The organism is Cyclobacterium xiamenense, assembly GCF_042140265.1.
In the GTDB taxonomy this organism is placed as follows: Bacteria; Bacteroidota; Bacteroidia; order Cytophagales; family Cyclobacteriaceae; genus Cyclobacterium; species Cyclobacterium xiamenense_A.
Map to the genome: position 1 here is coordinate 1828133 of NZ_CP159481.1, position 22765 is coordinate 1850897.

Annotated in this window: 19 protein-coding genes; 15 read left to right on the forward strand and 4 right to left on the reverse strand. The window is 42.5% G+C overall.

The features are described from left to right. Positions 1–20 precede the first annotated feature (20 nt). Entirely contained in the window at positions 21–1955 is a 1935-nt protein-coding gene (locus tag ABWH99_RS07805; RefSeq protein WP_375585727.1) for an AAA domain-containing protein, read from the forward strand. Between the two features lie 9 nt (positions 1956–1964). Here ABWH99_RS07805 and ABWH99_RS07810 read toward each other — a convergent pair whose 3' ends face one another. Further along, positions 1965–2495, reverse strand: coding sequence for a DUF4924 family protein (locus ABWH99_RS07810; RefSeq protein ID WP_375585728.1), 531 nt, complete (start codon positions 2493–2495; stop codon positions 1965–1967). A 3-nt stretch (positions 2496–2498) separates the two neighbouring features. After that, positions 2499–3104 (reverse strand): hypothetical protein, encoded by a 606-nt coding sequence (locus ABWH99_RS07815; protein WP_375585729.1) that lies wholly within the window; start codon positions 3102–3104, stop codon positions 2499–2501. 786 nt (positions 3105–3890) lie between these two features. Here ABWH99_RS07815 and ABWH99_RS07820 point away from each other — a divergent pair. From ABWH99_RS07820 to ABWH99_RS07860, 9 genes are all read left to right on the forward strand, one after another. Continuing rightward, on the forward strand, positions 3891–4184 hold the full coding sequence (locus tag ABWH99_RS07820; protein WP_375585730.1) for a hypothetical protein: 294 nt from the start codon (positions 3891–3893) through the stop codon (positions 4182–4184). Between the two features lie 227 nt (positions 4185–4411). Then, positions 4412–4960, forward strand: coding sequence for a hypothetical protein (locus ABWH99_RS07825; protein WP_375585731.1), 549 nt, complete (start codon positions 4412–4414; stop codon positions 4958–4960). Then, positions 4957–6015 (forward strand): BF3164 family lipoprotein, encoded by a 1059-nt coding sequence (locus tag ABWH99_RS07830; RefSeq protein WP_375585732.1) that lies wholly within the window; start codon positions 4957–4959, stop codon positions 6013–6015. The genes ABWH99_RS07825 and ABWH99_RS07830 overlap by 4 nt, the downstream gene beginning before the upstream one ends. Before the next feature lie 1440 nt (positions 6016–7455). Continuing rightward, the gene (locus ABWH99_RS07835) at positions 7456–8589 is read left to right on the forward strand and encodes a 6-bladed beta-propeller (RefSeq protein ID WP_375585733.1); all 1134 of its coding nucleotides are present in this window, start codon (positions 7456–7458) and stop codon (positions 8587–8589) included. Next, positions 8586–9191: a hypothetical protein gene (locus ABWH99_RS07840; protein WP_375585734.1), complete on the forward strand. Its 606-nt coding sequence runs from the start codon at positions 8586–8588 to the stop codon at positions 9189–9191. The genes ABWH99_RS07835 and ABWH99_RS07840 overlap by 4 nt, the downstream gene beginning before the upstream one ends. A gap of 805 nt (positions 9192–9996) precedes the next feature. Then, positions 9997–11178 (forward strand): ATP-binding protein, encoded by a 1182-nt coding sequence (locus tag ABWH99_RS07845; RefSeq protein WP_375585735.1) that lies wholly within the window; start codon positions 9997–9999, stop codon positions 11176–11178. A gap of 278 nt (positions 11179–11456) precedes the next feature. Next, on the forward strand, positions 11457–11735 hold the full coding sequence (locus tag ABWH99_RS07850) for a hypothetical protein (protein ID WP_375585736.1): 279 nt from the start codon (positions 11457–11459) through the stop codon (positions 11733–11735). A gap of 150 nt (positions 11736–11885) precedes the next feature. Beyond that, positions 11886–12932 (forward strand): BF3164 family lipoprotein, encoded by a 1047-nt coding sequence (locus tag ABWH99_RS07855; RefSeq protein WP_375585737.1) that lies wholly within the window; start codon positions 11886–11888, stop codon positions 12930–12932. After that, the gene (locus ABWH99_RS07860) at positions 12907–13566 is read left to right on the forward strand and encodes a hypothetical protein (RefSeq protein WP_375585738.1); all 660 of its coding nucleotides are present in this window, start codon (positions 12907–12909) and stop codon (positions 13564–13566) included. The genes ABWH99_RS07855 and ABWH99_RS07860 overlap by 26 nt, the downstream gene beginning before the upstream one ends. Positions 13567–13594: 28 nt before the next feature. On the opposite strand, the gene ABWH99_RS07865 is transcribed toward ABWH99_RS07860, so the two are convergent. Together ABWH99_RS07865 and ABWH99_RS07870 are read right to left on the reverse strand one after the other, a co-directional pair. Then, positions 13595–15205 (reverse strand): hypothetical protein, encoded by a 1611-nt coding sequence (locus tag ABWH99_RS07865; RefSeq protein ID WP_375585739.1) that lies wholly within the window; start codon positions 15203–15205, stop codon positions 13595–13597. Beyond that, positions 15198–16094 carry a lysylphosphatidylglycerol synthase transmembrane domain-containing protein gene (locus ABWH99_RS07870; protein WP_375585740.1) on the reverse strand — a complete coding sequence of 299 codons (897 nt, stop codon included), beginning with the start codon at positions 16092–16094 and terminating at the stop codon, positions 15198–15200. Before ABWH99_RS07870 ends, ABWH99_RS07865 begins: the two co-directional genes overlap by 8 nt. Positions 16095–16114: 20 nt before the next feature. Between ABWH99_RS07870 and ABWH99_RS07875 the strand changes: the two genes are divergently transcribed. From ABWH99_RS07875 to ABWH99_RS07895, 5 genes are all read left to right on the forward strand, one after another. Further along, entirely contained in the window at positions 16115–16942 is an 828-nt protein-coding gene (locus ABWH99_RS07875) for a hypothetical protein (RefSeq protein WP_375585741.1), read from the forward strand. A 707-nt stretch (positions 16943–17649) separates the two neighbouring features. Then, complete coding sequence (locus ABWH99_RS07880; RefSeq protein WP_375585742.1) at positions 17650–18720, forward strand: BF3164 family lipoprotein; 1071 nt, start codon at positions 17650–17652, stop codon at positions 18718–18720. A gap of 553 nt (positions 18721–19273) precedes the next feature. Then, on the forward strand, positions 19274–21067 hold the full coding sequence (gene lepA / locus ABWH99_RS07885) for a translation elongation factor 4 (protein WP_375585743.1): 1794 nt from the start codon (positions 19274–19276) through the stop codon (positions 21065–21067). A gap of 106 nt (positions 21068–21173) precedes the next feature. After that, positions 21174–22073, forward strand: coding sequence for a bifunctional 5,10-methylenetetrahydrofolate dehydrogenase/5,10-methenyltetrahydrofolate cyclohydrolase (locus tag ABWH99_RS07890; protein ID WP_375585744.1), 900 nt, complete (start codon positions 21174–21176; stop codon positions 22071–22073). A 56-nt stretch (positions 22074–22129) separates the two neighbouring features. Then, a complete protein-coding gene (locus ABWH99_RS07895; RefSeq protein WP_375585745.1) occupies positions 22130–22762 on the forward strand; it encodes a 7-carboxy-7-deazaguanine synthase QueE in 633 nt (210 codons plus the stop codon). Positions 22763–22765: the final 3 nt, after the last annotated feature.

Below are 22765 nucleotides of genomic sequence, written 5' to 3' on the forward strand. Positions count from 1 at the left end.
TCAAAAAAGGAAAACTTGAAATGGCAAATATAAGGGAAGAATTAGCATATACTACTAAACTTTTGCAGCTGGAGCGACAGGAAGACCGGGATCAATTCCGGAACCTTACCTACCGAAAGTCGCTCAAAGAAAAGGTTGCTTCCGGAATGTGTTGGTATCCAGTGGATTTGCTCAAGGTCAGGTGGGCTTTTTCGGATCAACTCATCGTGGAGATAAGCACCGCGGAAATTTCCCCCTCTCATGCCTTTCAGTCCGGCAAATCCATCAGTTTTTTTTCCAATGCCGGAGAAAACGACAGTCGGAAGAAATTTGTGAACGGTGTGGTCAACGGCGTAAAGCGAAACAAGATGACCCTGAGCCTTCACACCGAACAGTTGCCGGATTGGATCCACGAGGGAAAACTCGGGGTGGAACTCCTTTTTGACGAATCTTCCTACAAAGCCATGGAACAGGCCATGGAGCAGGTGATTCGCGCAGCCGACGATCGTCTTGCCCTTCTCCGGGAGGTGTTGCTCGGTCAGGAAATACCGGTTTTTTCCGAGGGTTTGGCTCCGGAAGATCCCGGTCTCAACGAAAGCCAAAACAGGGCATTGGCGCTCATTCAGCGGGCCCGGGACCTGGCCGTGGTACACGGGCCTCCCGGAACGGGCAAGACTACCACCCTGGTACGGGCCGTCTTAGAGGCGTCCCTCAGGCATGCGCAGGTAATGGTCTGTGCACCCAGCAATGCGGCAGTGGACGTGCTGGTGGAGAAACTCGTGGCCGAGGACCTGCAAGTGCTTCGCCTGGGGCACCCTTCCCGGGTCGACGAAAACCTGATCCTGCAAACGCTGGATGCGAAAATTCTTAGCCATCCTTCCTACAAAATCTATAAAAACCTCAAAAAATCCGGAGAGGCCTTGAAGCGATCGGCACAAAAATTCAAGCGGAATTTTGGTGCCGCCGAACGGGAGCAGCGAAGCCGACAAATGGAAGAGGCCCGGAGGTGTTTTGGAGAGGCCCGGCAGCTGCACGACTACATGCAGCAGGACCTCCTGGCCTCCAGTCAGGTAATCGCCTGTACCCTGGTGGGGGCTGCGTCATCCCTGCTCAAAGGGAAAACCTTTCCGATTGTGTTTATGGATGAGGCTGCACAAGCGCTGGAACCGGCCGCCTGGATTCCACTAGTAATCGCCGATAAACTGGTGATGGCCGGCGATCATTGCCAGCTTCCTCCGACCATCAAATCCCGAAAAGCGGCCGAAGGTCTGCGGCATACCCTTTTCGAGAAGGCCATTGCCAGGCACCCCCAGGCCTCACACATGCTTACCATTCAATACCGGATGCCAGCAGGCATCATGGCTTTTCCAAATTCCATGTTCTATGGACAGGCCCTGCAAGCAGCTCCCAACACGCTTTCGCATTACCTGCGTCCCGAGGAACCGGTGATGGAATTTATCGATACGGCGGGCAGTGGCTTTACAGAATTTCAGGATCGGGAAACCCTCAGCACGGGCAACAAGGAAGAGGCGCGGATGCTGCTGACCTTATTGACCAACCTGATGCGAAAAATCGGCTGGAAGGCCAATCGTGAGCGGGATTGGGAAATCGGGCTGATTGCCCCCTACAGCGCACAGGTGCGCTTGCTTCGCCAGTATTTGGACGAAAATCCCGAATGGTTGTTTTTGAAACAAAAGCGAGACACCATTTCCATTCAGACCGTAGACGGCTTTCAGGGCCAGGAAAAGGACATCATGCTGATCAGCCTTACCCGCTCCAATCCCCAGGGAGAGATTGGCTTCTTGAAAGACACCCGAAGGATGAACGTGGCACTCACCCGGGCAAAGCGGAAACTCATTGTGTTAGGGGATAGCGCCACCATCGGTACCCATCCCTTTTACCAGGCCTTCCTGGATTACGTGCAGGCAAACGACTGCTACCACAGTGTGTACGAGTATTGGGATGGGGGGCAGTGAGTCCCGGTATCAGGCCTGTTCGGAAGCCCGAAATCGCGCTTCCAGGTAGGAAAGTACTTCGCCAAATCGGGCGGCCGCGTCGAGAATGGATTCCGGGACTTTTTTACCGGTTAATTTGCTCAGCAACAATCCGTAGAGCGTATGGATAAAAATCTGAATTTCGTGACCGGGATTTTCTTCGGTAAGGTCCGCAAGCAGGGAGAGTAGGTGAGGCTGAGCCCTACGGTAGCAGGCCAGGTAGTCCGGGTCCCGTTTGAGCAATTGCCAGTGAAAGTTTGCCAGCCGATCCACCAGGGCCTGCACTTCCGGTAGGTGGCCTTTTTCTTCAATTCCGGCCCGTTTCATCCCATCGGCCAGTTCGGCCAGCCAGGCTTTGCTTTCGGTGCGGTCTTGCGGGCTTACGTTCTTGTGGGTCAATACATACTGCTCCAGATCTTCCCTCTTGAATCCGTAGGCACGGATAAGGTCTTCCATGCGGTACAGGTACAGGATGTATTCGATCAGGTGCTCGTTTTTCTTTTTTTCAGCAATGGATTTCATGGCTTAGGGGTAGATCGTCTGCCGTAGGTCCAGCAGTTCTGAGGTAAAAAATGCATCCCAACGCTTCTGCGCCTCGGCATTTCGGGGTTTGGTGGTTTGGGCATCGTATTGAGAGTCCAGCCTTTTCCAGTCTTTGAAGTTTTCCCGGATGATGCCGTTCAGCTGTGCTTTGTATTGGTCGGGATCAAATGCCCGGCCGTTTACATCCCGGACAATGCGGTACCCGATGATCTGGGCGATGGCAAAATGACCGTTTTCGTGGTGCAATACCTGGTTTTTGGTGGCCTCATCCGAGCGGCTCAGAAAATCCCGGCTAACCTGCGACAGGTCCTTTTGTAGCTGGATTTTGGCATTGATTTCCAGCTGTATGTGGTCGGGGTAGGTATGTACCTTCAGGATCTCCACATCGCAGGTGCTGAGGCAAATGGCATTGATACTGCTTTTGTCCCGGATGACCTCCACCTGTTTAAAATCCTCCCAGGTAAGGGTTCGGTTGGGAGACACCGTCACCTTTCCCCGTTTGGGTGGGTCTTTGGAAATCAACCCTGAAAACAGGCTGCCACAAAAGAATAGTGCAGCTGTCACACACAGAAAAGCATTTCTATTCATTAAATCCCGGTATTTCCTCTCATCGTTTGTTATTTCTCGGTCCTGTTTTCAATGGATTGGGGACCAGATGTCCGACTGGATACTGGTCTTTCCACCGAGCAGCGTTCCACTGGCTTTCAAATATCTGCGATTCTGAAAACAAATCCAACCTGCGAGCGGCTGGCACCACCCATCAGGCAGCTAATCGGGAATAATCCGGTACGAGCGAAAAAGATTCACCACAGCATACACCTAATTAACTCGGATAAAAAGTAAGAAAAACGGGTCAATTTTGGAGTTTAAAATTATCTGTGAAAATCTGTGCGAATCTGTGGTGAAAAAAAGATGCACCGCAGCTAACACAGATTCACACAGACTAAAGAAGGGGGGACGGTACTATCTTCGGAGCCGTAAACAATTAGGAACCGCCCAAAAGCCATTTGCAATGGCTAAACGTGTACGTTTCCAGAAAATGATTTTATAGGCGGTCTGTGCAAGGGACCCGGCATTGCAAATACCTCGCTGGTGTAAATTAAATAATAAAAGGGATGTAGATACAATCTAAACCCAATTCGAGAAATCAATCCTGACACCTAAAAAATCTGTGAAAATCTGTGCGAATAGTGGTGAAAAAAACCTACAGATTTAGCATAATCCGCACTACCCCCTAAAAATACAATACATGCTTAAAAAAAGATTATTTTTAAATTTTTTTACATTTTTTTAAAAAAATAGTTGCAACGAATAGTTTTTTTTTTTGCATCTTGTCCTCTGTAAAACAGTTAGTTAAATTAAACCTAAAAAATTATGGAAAGATTATTTAAAAATTTTAAAAGATTAATGGCCTCACTCGGAGTAGTGGCTTTTTTGATGGTAGCCGGTTGGCAGGTTCAAGTAGGGTGGGGAACTAGTCATTCTGAAGCCCAGGTAGATTTTAATAAAAAGATCGAGGCACTTGAATTGGCATTCGCTGGATCAAATTCTGCGTCTTGTTTTGCTGGCTTTGGTGGCGGGCACGTAGTTCACGTCCCCAAGTGTAATGCGGGTTGCCCCTACGAGTGGTATAGTGATGCCTTCGAAATTGGGACTTGTTCCAATTAAGCTTAGAAATGTATAGAATACCTGGCTCAGCGCCGGGTATTCTATTTAAGTATCTTGGTTAATTTGCATAAATCTTTGAAAGTTTTATAAAGAAATACTGTAAGGATTAATTGTAGTTTTAAATCGGTGCATATTTTGTCGTTTTATAGAATTCGAAACAGATTTATTGACTTAAGAATGAATATTATTTGTGTTCTAATGAGTGTCATTTTATTATTTTTGATAGTATGATTAAGTGGCTTGTTTATTTTATTATTATTATTTCCTCAGGTAGTTGTGGAAGAAAAAATCAGGTTAAAGAACGAGAGCTTATTCTGGAATATGCTGAAAATTTGATAGTGGATGTGAAAGGAAGGAAAATTTTATGTATTGAAAATCTTCAAGTCAAGAATGGTAAAGAGTGGGCTTCCTACAAAGGAAACCAAAAAAAAATTATCAAATTGATAAATACGGAATGTGGAAAATGCTATACCTCGCTGGAAGAGTGGAAACTGTTTATTGAAAGCGATAAAGATTTTTTTGATCATGAATTAGGTCTCTTTTTTATAGTCTTGGGGCCCATGAATAATTATTTTGAATATGTCGTAAGTAATTTTGATTACCCTTTTACTATTTTATTTGATGAAGAAGGTAATTTTTTGGAGTGCAATAAGTTTATTGAGAATACGCTGGAAACCTTTTTATTAGATGAGAATAATACTATCACTATGAAAGGTTCTCCGTTAAACAACAAGGGAGTATACGAGGTTTATAAAATTCTACTTGAGAAGTTATGAGAGTTCACAGAAAAATATATCTAATTTTATTGACTATCGTGACGATAGCTTGTCAGTCAAAAATCGGTCAGCAAGAAGAGATTGTCGTATTGGATGATGCCAATTTTGAATTGCTCAAAGGTCAGGAGTTGCACTGTGTGGACACACTAAATTCTTATGTTGATATTCGATTTTTTGATAAATATATATTGGTGACCGAAAGAAATAGAGAAAATCATTTTGTTGTTTTTGATGTATCAAATTCCTGTATCGAAGTGTTAAGATTTGGAAAAAGAGGAGAGGGCCCCGATGAATTTGGAATGCCTTTTCCGATTAACGCAAGTATGAGAAAAATCAATAACGAAGACGGTTTTGTTTTTAAATTATTTGATGTTAATCAAAAAAAGATATCTGAAGTTAGATTTTTAAATTCAATAAATCCTAAAGCCGAAGTTTTAATAAACGAGCGAATGGATCCACTTTTTGTTGGAGGTTTTGAGCTCAATTTTTTTAAGGACGGCACGTTGGTTGGGAAGAATCATATGGAAGGGAAAGGGAATTTATTTTTATTTGATCCGGAAATTAGGGAATTGAAATGGGTAGATTTTTACCCTAGCGTTGAAAAGGAACCGCTACCAGACAAAAAAGCATTGGCGTATGAATCGTTTATCGATATTTCCGAAAAACATAAAATGATCATTCAAGCGATGCGGTTTTTTAATAGACTTAATTTTTATACAAGTGACGGCCAGTTGGAAAAATCTATAACGTTGGGAAACCCTGTTGAGCCAGACTTTTCACAAAAAACCAGGTACCTTATTCCTAGAAATGTTAATTTTTTTTATAAAGGCATCATTTGTGGAACTAATTATATTTACGGATTGGTTGACCTCCATACTAGTGAAGATACAACCAACGTTATAGTGTTCGATTATGAAGGGAATTTTATAAAGGGTTTTCAGACTGATAAGGAAATTTCTAAATTTGCTGTGGATGAAAAAAATGGCCTTTTTTATGGACTGTATTACAATCCGGAAATAGATGGGGCGAACATTTACTCCTATAAATTTCAGTGAAGTTTTCTAAATTCTTCCTTTAGGTGGTGTGTCTGAAAAATAAGGCACCCCTGCATCCTAATTGAAGACTCCCTTTCCTGTATACCATGACCGACAATTTCTTTTTTACGGGCTAAACCGATTGGATTCATTTCAATCGACCTATAATGTACTGCACTCCTTTCACCTTAAAGATGGCTTCCCCGTCAAACGAGCGCAGATTGGGATGGCTGAGTATTTTCTGAAGGAAATCGAGGGCATCCTAAAGAAAGAATAAGCAAAGCCAACCGGCATTCCGGTAGGCGAAACAAGGAAAAGCGACAGCCGCTTCCGGCAAAAATCCGGGGGTATAGCTTCCTTTACCAGTGCTGGGTGAAGTAGGCCACTTCACGCTACTATCTATGAAGTCATAAACAGATAGGAACCGCCCAAAATCCATTTGAAATGGCTGAACGTGTACGTTTCCAGAAAATGATTTTATAGGCGGTCTGTGCAAGGGACCCAACATTGCAAATGCCTCGCTTACATAAATTAAATACTATAAGAGTGATATAGATACAATCTACACCCACTCGAGGGATTAATCCTGTCACCTAAAAAATCTGTGAAAACCGGTGCGAATCCGTGGTGAAAAAAACCTACAGATTTAGCATAATCCGCACTGCCCCCTAAAAATACAATACATGCTTAAAAAAAGATTGTTTTTAAATTTTTTTACATTTTTTTAAAAAAATAGTTGCAACGAATATTTTTTTTTGCATCTTGTCCTCTGTAAAACAGTTAGTTAAATTAGACCTAAGAAATTATGGAAAGATTATTTAAAAATTTTAAAAGATTAATGGCCTCACTCGGAGTAGTGGCTTTTTTGATGGTAGCCGGTTGGCAGTTTGGTGAATCCGCGTATGCTCAATCAGAGTCTGTTTTTACCGAATTAAACATTGCTCTTGACTATGCATTTGCAGGTAGTGGTTCCTACACTTGTTCATCTGGTGGGCCGGGGTCGTCTAGCTGTTCTACCTCTGTAGATGGAGAAGGAGGAGGAGTTGGGGGAGGATCGGGTTGTAGTGTTACCTGTAATGCCGGTTACTATTCATGTTGCAATGCATGGCTTAACAAATGTCAATGTTTTGCGGGATAAATATATGGGGCATGATGTAATTGATATTATATCATGCTCTTTTTATTAATATCTTATTATTAAATTAAATCTTATGATATTATATTTTTTTTAATGATTTATTGTAAAAGCATTGGCATATTAAAATATTTTTTGGTTGCTGGTAATGGGGAAATTTATAAAATATTTAATGAGACCTGTTTCAGTTTTACAATTCTAAAATGAAAACAAAATAGAGCATGAATAGAATTCTAATTTGAAAAATATAAATATTTTATATAAGCATTTAATAAGTATTATTGAATTAAACTTTAATTACTAAAATAAAATTATATAAAATCAAAATGAAATATATATACATTCTAGCATTTATCGTATTATTTTCCTGTAAAAAGGAAGATAATTTTGAAAATAATTTAGTATCTGTGATTAAATTTGAGCAAGAAAAATTGATTAATATCTCAGATATAACTCAAGATTTAGAAATAATTAAATTAGAAAGCAATGAAAACTGTATTTTATCCGGATTAAAAAAAATAGAATTTTATAATCAGAATATTTATATAACAGATATAATTTTTAATGGGGTATACATTTTTGATAAATTAGGAAATTTAGTTTCTAAATTTAGTAAAGAGGGAGGTGGTCCAGGCGAGTATTTAGTTGTAAGCGATTTTTTCATAGATAAGTATAATGAAAATTTAGAGATATTAGATAAGGATAGTAGAAAAATATTTATTTATGATTTGAAAGATTTATCTTTTGTCAAAGAAATCCCAATACCGTTAACTTTTATTTTTAAATTTGTAAAATATAAGGATGACTATTATTTTCAGACAAACAATTCTTTAAATGACATAAATGGGATATCTACAAATAGCCCGGTAATAAGATATAATCTAAATTCGAAAAAAATTGACCCATTATTAACTTCAAATTTGCCACCAGAAGAAAATCAGTTTTGGGAATTTTATGATATCTTTACTGTTAACTCTGAAGATGAAATTTTTATCTCCTTAGCTTGGCATAATCAACTTTATAAAATTATTAATAGAGAAATTGTTCCCATTTTCTCTGTTGATCCTGGTGATAAAGGTATTCCAACCAAAATTAGAACAGAACCTTACCAAGATAAAATGGATTATTTGAATTCAGATTTAATGGATGATAAACTCCATTTCTTTAAAATATTAATGATGGAATCTGATAATTATTTATTAGGATATGGCTTAGGATATCCTCCGAAAGTTTGCTATAATTTTTTCTTAAATCGAAAAAATAGAAATATTTACACAAATAATTTGGTCAATGATTATAATTCTTCATTATATGAAGAATTAAAAATATTTAAAACCTATAACGGAAATATCATTTCTATTATTGATCCTGAAAATGATAGTTTTGATGAACAAGTTCTTAATCAATGGGGATTGGAAAAAAACGATAATCCTGCAATTTTAATTTTTAAATTATTATGAAAAAATATTATATAATTAATTTAATTGTTTACATAATTTTATTTACAATTATAATAGTATTAGTTTTTATTTCTTATAGACCAATTAAAGATAATAATTCTAATTCGGGATTGGTTCAAAATTTAAGAGTTAAAAATGTTCTTCTAAGAGAGGGTTTTTTCCAATTTATTGATTTTTCTAAATTATCCTTAGATTTTAACATTGACGTCTTAAATTTTAATAATTCAAAAATTAATTTGTATGATGAACTTTTAAATGAAAAAACAGTAGTTTTATTTATTTATGCTAGTGCATGTATGAAATGTAATTCTAGCAATATTAAGAAAATATTAGAATTTAAAAACAAAAGTAATTTAGATATTTTAATTGGTGTTGATGGTTTAGATTTCAGAGCGTTTAAGTCCTTTGTTAAAACATACAACATTGAAGAATATTCTTTTGTTTTACCAGAAAAATATTTTGAAGGGTTCCAATATAGTCCCGTGGCATATTTTGTAGTTTCAGATAATTTAAAAGTTTGTTGTTTTTATGCTCCTAGTTTTATATTTCCTGATTTAACTGATGATTATTTCTCCAAAGTTGAATCATTTTACGGGCAGTAGTTAGGAAAGTAAAAAATCAGTAGCACTGTCAATGGTCCTATATTGAAGTAACGGGCAATAATATAAACACTTCCATTGCTGATATTTTCTTTGTTTATTACATTAGTAAATCAGCTAGGTTAGATTTTCCAATTTCCTTCGTTTTATTAAATAAATTTGAGCTGCCAAAATGCCATTTGCGTGGCTAAAACTGACCGTTTTGTAAAACAAAAATTATTATAGCTTTCCGAAAAGATTCCGGCATTACAAATGTCTAACGCTGCATATGCTAAGGTATATTAGAAATGTGGTTACAAACTATACCCTTTCCCGCCCGGCCTTAAAATGGCGAAGAATTAAAAAAATCCGCGAAAATCTGTGTGAAATTGTGGTTAAAAAAAAAGGATACAGCACAGATTACTCAGATTAACACAGATAAATAATAGAAAAATGGGTCGATATTGGAGCCTAAAAAAATCCGTGAAAATCAGTGCGAATCCGTGGTAAAAAAAAAGGGTTGCACCACAGATTACGCAGATTAACACAGATTAAAGAATGAGTAGAGAATGCTACTAAGTGAGGTCAATCTTGGCACTTAAATCCATGAATATTGGTGTGTTGAAAAAAGCTTTCGCCATAGAAAGCACAGACTGTTCGGTGAGAAAAAACCCGCCCGAGGAAGCTTTTCACGATCTGGATAGGAAAGCGTAGGAACGTTCAAGAGCGTATCCACCTACTTCGAAAAATACTTTTTTTAGGAAGTATTGGTTAATAGTGCTTTTTTTAAAAACTATTTTGTAATTTTACTTTTTGTAACAATCAATCTATGGAAAATCTGATTCGAAAATCTGAGCGTAAAGCCAGTTTCGTCAAAGGAAAAAAAAGAAGATACCTCTATGGACAAATTGATTGGGAGCAGAAACTGATCATTGTTCTTGGGTACAGGGGTTCTGGCAAAACAACCCTTCTTTTGCAGTACCTCTCTGCCATCCAAGGGAAAGGTATATATTTAAGTCTTGATGATTTTTATTTCGAAACCCACCGATTAATAGAAGCGGTAGTATCCCTTTATGATAGAGGGTACCGCATTTTCCTACTGGATGAAGTTCACCGGTACCGTTGGTGGTCAAAAGATCTCAAGCAGCTTTATGACGACTATGAGGACATTCAGGTAGTTGCTACAGGTTCTTCCATTCTTGATATTTCCAGGGGAAATGCGGATCTTTCCAGAAGAGCATCGGTCTATCAACTACATGGATTGTCCTTCAGGGAATTCCTTCATTTTGAGAAAAACACGAATTTGCCAATACTAGGTCTGGAAGAGATTATAAACCAGCACCATGTGTTGGCGCCTGAACTTCTGGGCAGCTTTGATTTCCATTCAGATTTCCGGGATTACCTTAGTTTCGGCTATTTCCCTTATTTTTTAGAATCCAAAAAGGCCTACCACCAAAAATTGCAGCAAACCATCCAATTGGTCATTGATACAGATATCGCACCTTTTGAGGAACTGCAGCATGCTACGACACGACTATTGAAAAAGCTGCTTTTCGTCTTGAGCGAAAGCGTCCCTTTCACTCCCAACATCCAGAAATTGTCCCAAAAACTGGAGACCCCGCGGAATACCGTCTTAAGACTTCTGGATATATTGAACCAGGCTCAGATACTGCTCCTATTGCGATCTTTTACCAAAGGGGTAAGTTACCTTCAGAAGCCGGAAAAGATCTATTTGCAAAACCCCAACTTTATTTACCTCTTTTCTCCGACGATGGCCAATATAGGCAATGTACGTGAAACGTTTTTCCTCAATCAACTTACGGCAGTTCATTCGGTGACGGCTCCCAGGTATGGCGACTTTATGGTCGATGACACCTATGTATTTGAGGTGGGCGGAGCCTCCAAAACCAGCGAGCAGCTTCAGGGAGTCCCCCAGTCTTACCTGGCACTAGACATAGCCGGGGGGAGTAATCGGAGAATCCCCCTTTGGTTATTTGGTATGTTGTATTAGGAGGATCCCCGCCTGCAAATAGGATGGCAGCACAAATTCGCATAGAGGAAAGGTCAATCTTGGGAGCTAAAAAATCTGTGAAAATCTGTGCGAATCCGTGGTGAAAAAAACCTACAGATTTAGCATAATCCGCACTACCCCCTAAAAATACAATACATGCTTAAAAACAGATTGTTTTTAAATTTTTTTACATTTTTTTAAAAAAATAGTCGCAAAGAATAGTTTGTTTTGCATCTTGTCTTCTGTAAAACAGTTAGTTAAATTAGACCTAAGAAATTATGGGGAGATTATTAAAAAATTCCAGAAAATTATTGGCTTCTCTTGGAGTGGTGGCTTTTTTGATGGTAGCCGGCTGGCAGTTTGGGCTCGGTGGTTCTAAGGCGGTGTTTTCGGAAACGGAGAAGGCCTTGGAAAATGCTGTTGCAGGGAGTTTAGTAGCCTATGGTTGTAAATACACCGGAAGTTTTGCAGATGAATGTAAATACGGGTCTTATCTGATTTACAAATGTACTGCGCAAACGATAATGTTGCCATCTACTTGTGAATTTTTGTCCTAGTGTACCTCGGTGAAGAGCAACTAATTCATCAAATGCTCTTTACCTCTTGGCTTTTCCTCTGAAATACCTAGAAAAATCCGGACTTTTATACTATCCAAAAAAATTAAATTTTAATAATCTATTCCTTTTGTAAAAATGAAAATTCTGTGTTTGAAAAGTGCGATACTATTTATTTTGATTGGATGCAGTGCTAAAGAGGACATGGAGATCATTATAAACAAGAATTTTCATGAGATCGAATCCTTTCCTGAAAATAGTGAATTGAAGTTCACAAAACTAATTGATTATAATGTGGGAATGCCCTATAAATTATATGAAGTGGATTCAGGATTATATATTTTTGATATTGACGCAAGGGATGATAGGGTATTTCACTTCTATTCGTTTCCTTTAGATAGCTTTACAGCCAGTTACATTGGAAAGGGCAGTGGCCCTTATGAAACATTTTCTCCAAAATCGTCCGGAATTGTAGATAAGACCTTATGGGTCCAGGATTTTACCATGCATAAGGTAATAGAAAATGACTTGACAAATTTAGATGCAAAAGAATCGCAAAAAGAAACCAAACTGGTCGACTACTTTAATAGGATTGAAATATTTAATGAAAATGAAATTATCGCTAACGGATTATTGGGTTCCCATAGGAAATTCCAGAAATTGAACCGTCATACTGGCGAAATAGTAAGTGAGTTTGGGGATTTTGAAAGGGTCCCTGAGAGTTTTACGGATGAGGTAATGGATGATTTCTTTCAAGCTAATTTCGCTTTGAAGCCCGACGGCAGTCAATTAGTGTCAGTCTACAGGTGGAATGAGGCAATTGAAATTTTCGATTTGGAGGCTTCCGAAAGCCTGTTGATTCGTGGGCCGGGGAATATCAACAACGAATTCGCTTTGAAAAAAGATGAATTCGGGATGATGGTTTTCGAAAGGGGCGGAAATATTCAAAAATGCCATATTGATGTATTCGCAACAGATAGTTACATTTATACGCTTTTTTCGGGTAACCATGACAACGTTATGGATTCCCAATATTCTGACACATTTTATGTATACACATGGGATGGAAATCCAGTTACCACTATTAAAGTAGATAGAAAAATTCAAAGTTTCTCTGTTTCCCCCGATAATAGTAAGATCTATTCGTTCGACGTTAATACCGGCGAGATTATATATGCTGCTTTGGATTTACCAGAATAAGTTGATGCAAGGCTTGGTCAAAATAATTGGATTCCTCTTAATCGCTAAGATGCTTTTATTTTCCGCTTGCGATGTTGAAAAAACCTCTAAAAACGTTGCGGAAGATTGGGTTAACGATCATGAAATCATTAGGTTGCCGGAAATTTTGCACGAGTATTTGCCGGGCTCTGGAACATGTACTGTAAACTCCAGTGATCTGTTTTCTGAGAAAAGCCATTTTGTCTTGGTCCAAATGAGTGTCTCCTGTGTGACCTGTTTGGGAGAACTTGATTCCTGGCAAGAAAAAGCAGAACGGTTTCATTCTCAAAATGTTCCAGTGTATTTTATACTTCGTTCTAATGATGACTTTAATCTTTTTACATTTCTTTTTGGAGTTGAAAACAATCCTTTACCTACAGCCAGGTTTTTCTTTGATTTTCATAATGAAATGGAAGCTTTAAACCCGGCAATTGACTTTCAGGAACCTGTTAACCTATTATTTTTGGATCAAAGTGGTTTAATTCTTGCTCAGGGAGAATCGATTCTAAGCCCAAAATTTATCAATGAATATGATCCAAACCCATGGCTTGCCCATCTATTGTTAAAACGCTTTCAATTTGGAATGAATGCATTTTTCGGTAGGGAATTGAACTAACGAATGTTCTTTAAAGAAATTTCGGTGCTTATTTGCCAGCCTCTATCCGTTGAACAGTAAATACCCGGTATCCCTTCACTCGAATTGAAAACTCTACCGGCTGATCAAATGGAAACTCCCCCCGGATAAATTCCCGGTATTCCTGCCCGGACCGGAAATTAAACAAGGTCACGAAAAATTCCGCCTCCTCGATGCGGTCTACAAACACCAGCCTTTGGGCTTCTATTTTGGGAAAGTTCATCGTATTGATCTTTCCGATAAAATCCCGACTGTAGATGCGTAATTCCCGCTCCGGATAGTTTTCCAAAAGCCGCATCAGCCCCTGCCGGTAAGATACCCCGTAGTAATCCCGCTCAAAGTTGCGTTCCACATCGCCTGCCAAAGCGTTGAAGTAGACGCTCTGATGGGGATGGTAGCGGACCATTATGTAGAGGATATGTACCAGGTCTACTGCCAGGAGCAGGAGTAATCCGGCTAGCAGCAAACGGACGGAGCGCAACTGCTTTTTTTTCCGGTACCAAACCCAAAATAGATGCATCCCCCATACACCGGCGTAGACCAGAAAAGGGTACACAAAATACAGGTGCCTCCAGCCATTATAAAGCACAGAGCCCAAAACGATCACCGCCCCCAATGGGATCGCCAGTGCGCCCATTGCGACCAGGTCAATTCCCGCAGTCCGGTTTTTTAGCCATTGCCATTTCCCCTTCAGGTTCCGGTGTACCATCCCAATTATACCCAATGCCATCAACACCAAAAAGGAAAGAGGCGTGGTAACGGCTATCCATACTGGAATGTAATGCCAGGGCAGGTCAGTAGATCGCACCATCTCCCCCATATAGAGCATCTCCCCATACCAGCGGAAGCGTTTCATGCTATTGAAGGAGTGCAGAAAGCTTCCTACCGGATCCTCCCACAATACAGGCCATAGCAGGAATGTGAACAGCAGCAGAAAGATCAGGTAGCTTGCCGTGCGTTTTAGAAAAGCGAACAGGTATTCTTTTTCATCCCTACGGACCAATACCTGCAAGCTCAGGTAGCCCAGGCTAATCAGGGGCCATACTACGCCTACTACCCGGCTGCCGATGGCCAGCGCGCAGGCCAGTCCGTGGAGCACAGGACCGTACCGGTCCCGCCGGTCTGCAAAGCGGATATGCGTGTAAAAGGCAAACACAAACCAGCAGAGCAGGGGGATGTCCTTGGGATTGTACATGCTGTCCCCGAAAATGCGGGGGCTGAGTATAAGCATCAAAACCCCCGCCATTGCAAGGGCGACGGATCCAAACCTGCGGTACAGGATCCGGTAAAAAACCATACAGGCTGCCCAGAACAACACAAACACCATCAGGTGGCGGAGCCGGAATACGTCCCGGCTATTGTCTATACCCAGGGCAAGTTCCAGACCATAAGCCAGTGTCTGAAATAGCATCCCGTAATCCCGGTGGTCATACGTAGGCAGGTGCGCTCCGGTCTGTTTGGGCACATCCGGAAACAAGCCTGAGAGGTCCCTGATGTATTCAAATGCCACCATGCCATGCTTGCGCTGTATGGGTTCGTCCATGCTGATGCCGTAGTCGGCAATCAGCCAGCTGCCCAGCAGCAGATAAGCAATAAAAACCAACCTCAGCCAATCATTCATCGGCAATTACGGGAGAAGGTCCGCTCTCCGGCAGAGGCAGCAGTGAGAGTGCCAGGCCGGCCAGGGAAGAAACTGCCAGGGTGCTGAAAAACAAAAAGGTAAAGGCAATGGCAAGCCGCTCCTCTATGAGCAGGTACTGATAGCCATAAAGGAAAACGAGTTCCCTGGCACCCACACCACCCAGGGTAAAAGGCAGTACGGCTACCACTGAGGATACCATAAACAAAATCAGGTAGTCCAGATACCCTCCCTCAACACCAATCGCCGCCAGAATAAAGAAAGCACATAGCAACTGACCCAACTGCACCCAAAAGGAAAGGTGAAGCGTAGGCAATATCACGGTAAACAGCTCCGGAAAAAACCGGCGGTTGACAATCCAGAACAGGGGCAGGATGAAAAACAGGCCGGAGAGGCTGAGCGGTCCGATATAGGGCATTTCAAGCAGTCGGCTGCTGAACAAAACCAGACCAAAGGTAAGCAGTACCAATAAGGCCAGGCCGCTGAGCCTGTCCATCAAAGTGGCCATCAGGAGTTTTTTAGTGCCTCCCAGGCCCTGTTGACGTAGCAGGTAAACTTTGTAAGCGTCTCCACCCACACTACCGGGCAGAAAGAGGTTGTAAAACATCCCTATGTAATAGAGCAGCAGGTTGTATTTTTTGGAAATCTTCACGCCAATGGCCGAGTAGTAATGGTTTAACCGAAAGGCGGACAAAACTTTGGAAAGATTAAAGGCCAGAAAAGCCAGAAGCAGATAAAACGGATCGGCCGAAAAAATGGCATCAAAAATCGCATCCGGATCTACGATACGGAAAACAAAAAAAAGTGCCGTGGCCGAAAGAACAAATTTCAGCAGCCACTTGGCAATATCCTTCTTTTTGAGTTTATTCATGCACTAACTAAACAATAAATATGATAAAATCCAATAGCCTGGCTGTATTAGTTGTTTGTTTTCTGATCCTATGTTGCACAGGCTGTGGGGATAGCCGCCTGTCCTATGCCCATTTTACCGGCGGATTTTCCGAATTGACCCCTCTGGAGAGCCGGCATATCGTTTTACTTTATACCAAAGGAGATTATGGTAAGGATACGTTGGCCTCGATGTTAGAGACCTATGACAGGGCCTTTGCACTGGCGGCTGCGCACATGGGCAGGGAACCGGCACCCGCTGCCTTTACTACAGAGAAATTGCCGCTGGCCATAGTTCCACTGACCTGTGGCCCGGGCTGTGGCAGGATCGGTCAGAAAGGCATGGAGATCACCGAAGAAAAATTTGAGGGGATTTACAGGGAGTTTGTAAGCAGCGGCCGGCATGACCACCTTTTTTTCTACGAACTGGGGAGGAATTTTTGGTTTTTTGATTCACCATCCGAAAATCCGGGTCTGTCGGATATTCGTACGGGCTTTGCCGTATTTTTCAGGGACCTGCTGCTTCGTGAGCTGGAGATAGAGACCGCACCGATAAATGGGAATCCTTACGCAGCCTATATGCGCAAGAAACACGAAAAATGGCAAGCTTTCCGGGCCGGGGCTGTTAAGCAGGATTGGGAGCAAATGCAAGAGGCTGTGCAGCGGCATTTTCCGCATGGACCACTTTTCTGGTCTTCGCTATGGGAGGAGGCCTTTCTCAGGAGGGAAGATCTGATACAGGAAACCCTACAGGAAGGAAATCCCCATCCTATGAGGGATGAGGCATCCTGGTGGCGGTTTCTAAATCGCGGGTACGAAGCGGACGAGTAACTGTCCTTAAGAAAAAAGATGCACCACAGATTACGCAGATTAACACAGATAAAAAAGACATAAAAATGGGTCAATCCTGACACCTAAAAAATCTGTGAAAATCTGTGAAAATCTGTGCGAATCTGTGGTGAAAAAAACCTACAGATTTAGCATAATCCGCACTACCCCCTAAAAATACAATACATGCTTAAAAAAAGATTGGTTTTTATTTTTTTTATATTTTTTTAAAAAAATAGTTGCAACGAATAGTTTTTTTTTGCATCTTGTCTTCTGTAAAACAGTTAGTTAAATTAAACCTAAAAAATTATGGAAAGATTATTTAAAAATTCCAGAAAATTAATGGCATCACTGGGAGCGGTGGCTTTTGTGATGGTAGCCGGCTGACAGTTTGGTTTCGGTAGTTCGCAGGCGGTGTTTTCGGAGACGGAAGTGGCATTGGAAAATGCCAAGGAAGGAAGCTGGAGCGGATCTGAAACGAGTTGCGTGGACATCCCAGACTCGTCATTCGGCGGCCTTGGATATGCCAGGATATGTGTCAAGCAGGGTGAGACTTACTGCGAATGGGATTTTTACAATAAATTTGGTCCCTCTGGAACTGGGACCTGTTATTTTTAGTAGAAAAGCGTTTTATTAACTTCAATCTAGTGAATTCAAAATCAAAAAACGTATAATGTTTTTTGATTTTGAATTTTTATAATAAAATTTTCATGGAAAAGAATACTGCAATAACTTTAATCCTGTTAGGAATTTTTTCTTTGTTTTATGGGTGCCATGTTAAGGAAGATACACACGAGTTGGTCAATTTCGACATTTCAGTTAACATGAAAGGAGAACCAGTAGAGGAAATTCCCATATATGCTTCTGGAAATGTTTATTTGATGGTTATGGATACTTTTTTAATAATACTAACGCATGAAGAAAAGTTTTTTAAGGTCTATAGTACGCAATCTTACCAATTACTAGGCGAATTTGGTGATCGGGGGGATGGGCCTTCTGAATTTAATCTACCCTACTTATCCAAAGAGATTTGGTGTTCCGGAGGCCCCCCTCGTCTGAATCAGGTTTATGATATGCGGCTAAATAGGCATTACTCCGTACCTCTAATGCAAGCTTTAATTGAAGGTGATTATGAAGGAAAACCAGTACGTGAAACTAACAGTCAAATTCTCAATTTTTATTTTAAAACCGAAAATTACTTATTGTGCACCACTCAAAATCAAAAAGGACGTTTTCTACATCATAACTATAAAACCGGTAAGAGCAAGGTAATTCCGTACATCCCTAAAACAGAATTTTCAATAGAAGACGAAGATGATTTGTACTGGGTTTACAGGTCTGCTGTTATGGTAAATAAACAGGAAGGTTTAGTCGCTGCGGCACCTTTACTTTTGGGACAGATTGATTTTTTCGACATGGAGGGTAATTACCTCAGAACCACTCAATTTGAGAAACCTGACCAGCTAAAAGAAAATTTGGATAGGATGAAAGTTGAACCAAATTTATTTGAACCAAAAGTTTATATATCGGATATAGATGCGAGCGAAAGGTTAATATATGGACTTTCAATGAACAATTTAGGCAAACACATTGGAGACTCCCAGTTGCAATCTCCCCATAAAATACTGGTTTTCGACTGGGAGGGAAACCCTGTAAAGGAATATGTACTTGGAGATGGCCGTTATGTATTTTCGATTGCCGTAGATGAAAAAAATAAGCGTATTTATGCTTATTGTCCAAATGAGAACGAAAATAATCTGGTTATGTATTCATTTCCTTAACTATCAAAGATTAAATTTTAGATGTCATGCCAGAACTGTAAGAAGAAAGCCTCTTCCGATAATTTATCTACTATCTGACAACAGCCTCATCCTATGGAACAGTAACCCAAAAACAAAATACCGGGAAGAAGTTGAGTAAGTACGTAATGTAAACATTAAGAACTGATAAATAGCCATTTAAAATGGCTAAACGTATACCTTTACAGAAATGATTTTTTAACCCGTCTGTCCATGGGACCCGGCATTACAAATGCCTCGCTGGCGTAAATAAAAGGATAAAAGGGATGTAGATGCAATCTACACCCAGCTCGAGAGCTAAGAAACACCTAAAAAATCCGTGAAAATCTGTGCGCATCCGTGGTTAAAAAAAAGATGCACCACAGATTACGCCGATTCGCACAGATGATTAAAAGAAAAAATGGGTCAATCCTGTCACCTGAAAAATCGGTGAAAATCAGCGTAAACCTGCGGTAAACCCGTAGAAAGGCCTAGACCTAATTAAAATCTGCAAAATCTATAAAAACGCCGGGGATTTACTATTTTTGCACCCAGTATGAACATGCAAAAAATAAGAAATTTCTGTATCATTGCCCATATCGACCATGGCAAAAGTACCCTTGCCGACAGGCTCCTGCAATTCACCAATACGGTAACGGAGCGGGAGATGCAAGACCAGCTGCTGGACAGTATGGACCTGGAACGGGAGCGGGGCATTACCATCAAGTCCCATGCCATCCAGATGAAATATCCCTATCAGGGAGAGGAATATACCCTGAACCTGATTGATACCCCAGGACACGTGGATTTCTCCTACGAGGTATCCCGCTCCATTGCCGCTTGCGAGGGGGCATTGCTGATCGTCGATGCCTCGCAGGGCATTGAAGCCCAGACCATTTCCAACCTCTACCTGGCTATCGGCCACGACCTGGAGATCATCCCCGTGCTCAATAAAATCGACCTGCCCGGTGCGGAACCGGAGGTGGTGGCCGATGAAGTGATGGAACTCATCGGCTGCAAGCGGGAAGACATCATCCTGGCCTCAGGCAAGGAAGGGATCGGTATCGAAGCTATCCTGAATGCCGTGGTAGAAAAAATACCGGCGCCAACCGGAGACGAAGAAGGCCCGCTGCAGGCGATGATTTTCGATTCGGTGTACAACCCGTTTCGCGGTGTGGAGGTACTTTTTCGTATTTTTAACGGCACCATCAACAAGGGCGACCGGATCAAATTCGTCAACACCGGCAAAGAATACGAAGCAGATGAAATTGGCATTCTGGGCATCCAGCAAAAACCACAGCCACAGCTAAAGGCAGGTAATGTGGGCTACCTGGTATCGGGCATCAAAGTAGCGAAAGAGGTCAAGGTAGGGGATACCATTACCCACGTGAAGCGGCCCTGCAGTACCACCGTACAGGGTTTCGAAAACGTGAAGCCCATGGTCTTTGCCGGGATTTATCCGGTAGACACCACCGACTTTGAAGAGCTGCGGGCCTCCATGGAGAAACTGCAGCTAAACGACGCCTCGCTGGTCTGGGAGCCGGAAACGTCGGCAGCCCTGGGGTTTGGCTTCCGGTGCGGCTTTCTGGGAATGCTGCACATGGAAATCATCCAGGAGCGCCTGGAGCGTGAATTTGACATGACGGTCATCACCACGGTGCCTTCGGTGCAGTTCCGGGCCCTGATGAACAATAACGAATACCGTACGGTGAATGCCCCCTCCGATATGCCCGAGCCCAATTTGTTCAAGCACATCGAGGAACCGTATGTAAAGGTAGCCATCATTACCGCTGCCGATTACGTAGGGCCGGTCATACAGCTATGCATGGACAAGCGCGGGCAGATCAAAAACCAGGTTTACCTGACTTCCGACCGGGTAGAGTTGTCCTTTGATATGCCCCTGGTGGAAATTGTCTTCGATTTTTTTGACAAACTGAAAACCATTTCCAGGGGCTATGCTTCTCTTGACTACGAACTGATCGGCTTTCGGCAGTCGCACATGGTCCGCCTGGATGTGATGCTGAACGGAGAGCCGGTCGATGCCCTGTCTGCCATTGTTCACCGGGACAAGGCCTACGAATGGGGGAAACGGCTTTGCGAAAAGTTGAAAGAGTTGGTGCCGCGGCAGATGTTTGAAATCGCCATTCAGGCAGCTATTGGTAGCAAGGTGATTGCCCGGGAAACGGTAAAGGCGCTGCGGAAAAATGTATTGGCCAAGTGTTACGGAGGCGATATATCGCGAAAACGAAAATTGTTGGAAAAGCAGAAAAAAGGGAAGAAGCGGATGCGGCAGGTTGGCAATGTGGAAGTGCCACAGGAAGCCTTTATGGCGGTACTCAAACTGGATTAGATCGAAGATCGGCTTCGGGTTGCCGGGGGATAAAGGCAAATCTTGTGACGGTTGCCCGGCGAGAAGCGTTGAACTACCCGGAAGCGGTTGCACAAAATGAGCACAAATGGATAATAGAGAAGGATTTCTAAAAATCGACGGAAAAGCAGTTTCCGCCACAATAAAAGACGAACTATCCGTTGAGGTAGGGGAAATGAAAAAAAAGGGGATGCGGCCCCCGCACCTGGCCGCCATTTTGGTAGGCAATGATGGGGCCAGTCAGACCTACGTGGGAGCGAAGGTAAAGGCCTGCGAGCAGGTGGGTTTTGAATCGACCTTGGTGCGCATGGAGGAAAGCGTATCGGAAGAAGCGCTGCTGGCAGCGGTAGAAAAGATCAACCAAGATCCGGATATCGATGGACTCATCGTGCAGTTGCCCTTGCCAAAGCACATTTCCGTTGAAAAGGTGACGGCCAAAATCCGTCCGGAAAAAGACGTAGACGGCTTCACTCCAGCCAATGTGGGCAGAATGACCCTGGGCTGGCCGGCGTATATTTCGGCCACTCCCAATGGGATCGTGGAGCTGATCAAGCGGTACGAGATCGAAACCTCCGGCAAGCATTGCGTGGTGATCGGTAGAAGTCATATTGTCGGCTCTCCCATGAGCATACTGATGGGCAGGAATGGCTATCCGGGCAATTGTACCGTTACCCTGACGCACAGCCGGACCCAAAACCTACGCGCGATCGCGCAGTCGGCAGACATTTTGATCGTAGCCATCGGAAAAGCGGGTTTTGTGACCGGGGACATGGTAAAGGAAGGTGCTGTGGTAATCGATGTAGGGATTCACCGGATTCCGGATGCCTCCAGAAAGAGCGGGTTTCGTTTGGTAGGGGACGTGAATTTCGAAGAGGTGGCGCCCAAGGCCTCCGCCATCACGCCAGTTCCTGGTGGGGTGGGCCCCATGACCATTGCTTCCTTGTTGTCCAATACCCTCCTTGCCGCGCAGGGCAAGGTGTACGGGTAACGGGGATTTTCTCTTTTGTTCAATCAGCGGTTCAATTACCCGCTTAATCAAAAATTATGAACGTAGAAGCAGCTAGTAGGGTCCGGGAAGGACAGGCATTGCCATTGATGGAGGCCTTTTATACCATACAGGGAGAGGGGACCTATTCCGGTCAGCCGGCGTATTTTATACGGCTCGGCGGTTGTGACGTGGGCTGTGTATGGTGCGACGTGAAGGATTCCTGGGAAGCCGGAAAATGGCCCCTGGTGGAAATCGATCAAATCGTCGCGCAGGCCGATGCCCATCCGGCGAGGTTGGCGGTGATTACCGGGGGAGAACCATTGATGTACGACCTGGGCCCCCTGACACGGGGTTTGAAGGAAAAAGGCTTTACCATTAACCTCGAAACTTCGGGAGCCCATTCGCATTCCGGTGAGCTCGACTGGATTTGCCTTTCCCCTAAGAAATTTAAAGGTCCGGTTCCCGAAATCTACGCCATCGCAAACGAACTGAAAGTGATTGTCTACCACAAGAGCGATTTTGAATTTGCACGAAGCGAGGCCCGAAAGGTGAACCCTTCGTGTAGATTGCTGCTACAGCCGGAGTGGTCGAAAGCCGGACAACTGATGCCCCGGATCGTGGATTTTGTTAAAGAAAATCCCCGCTGGCACATTTCCCTTCAAACCCATAAATACATGGAAATTCCTTAGATT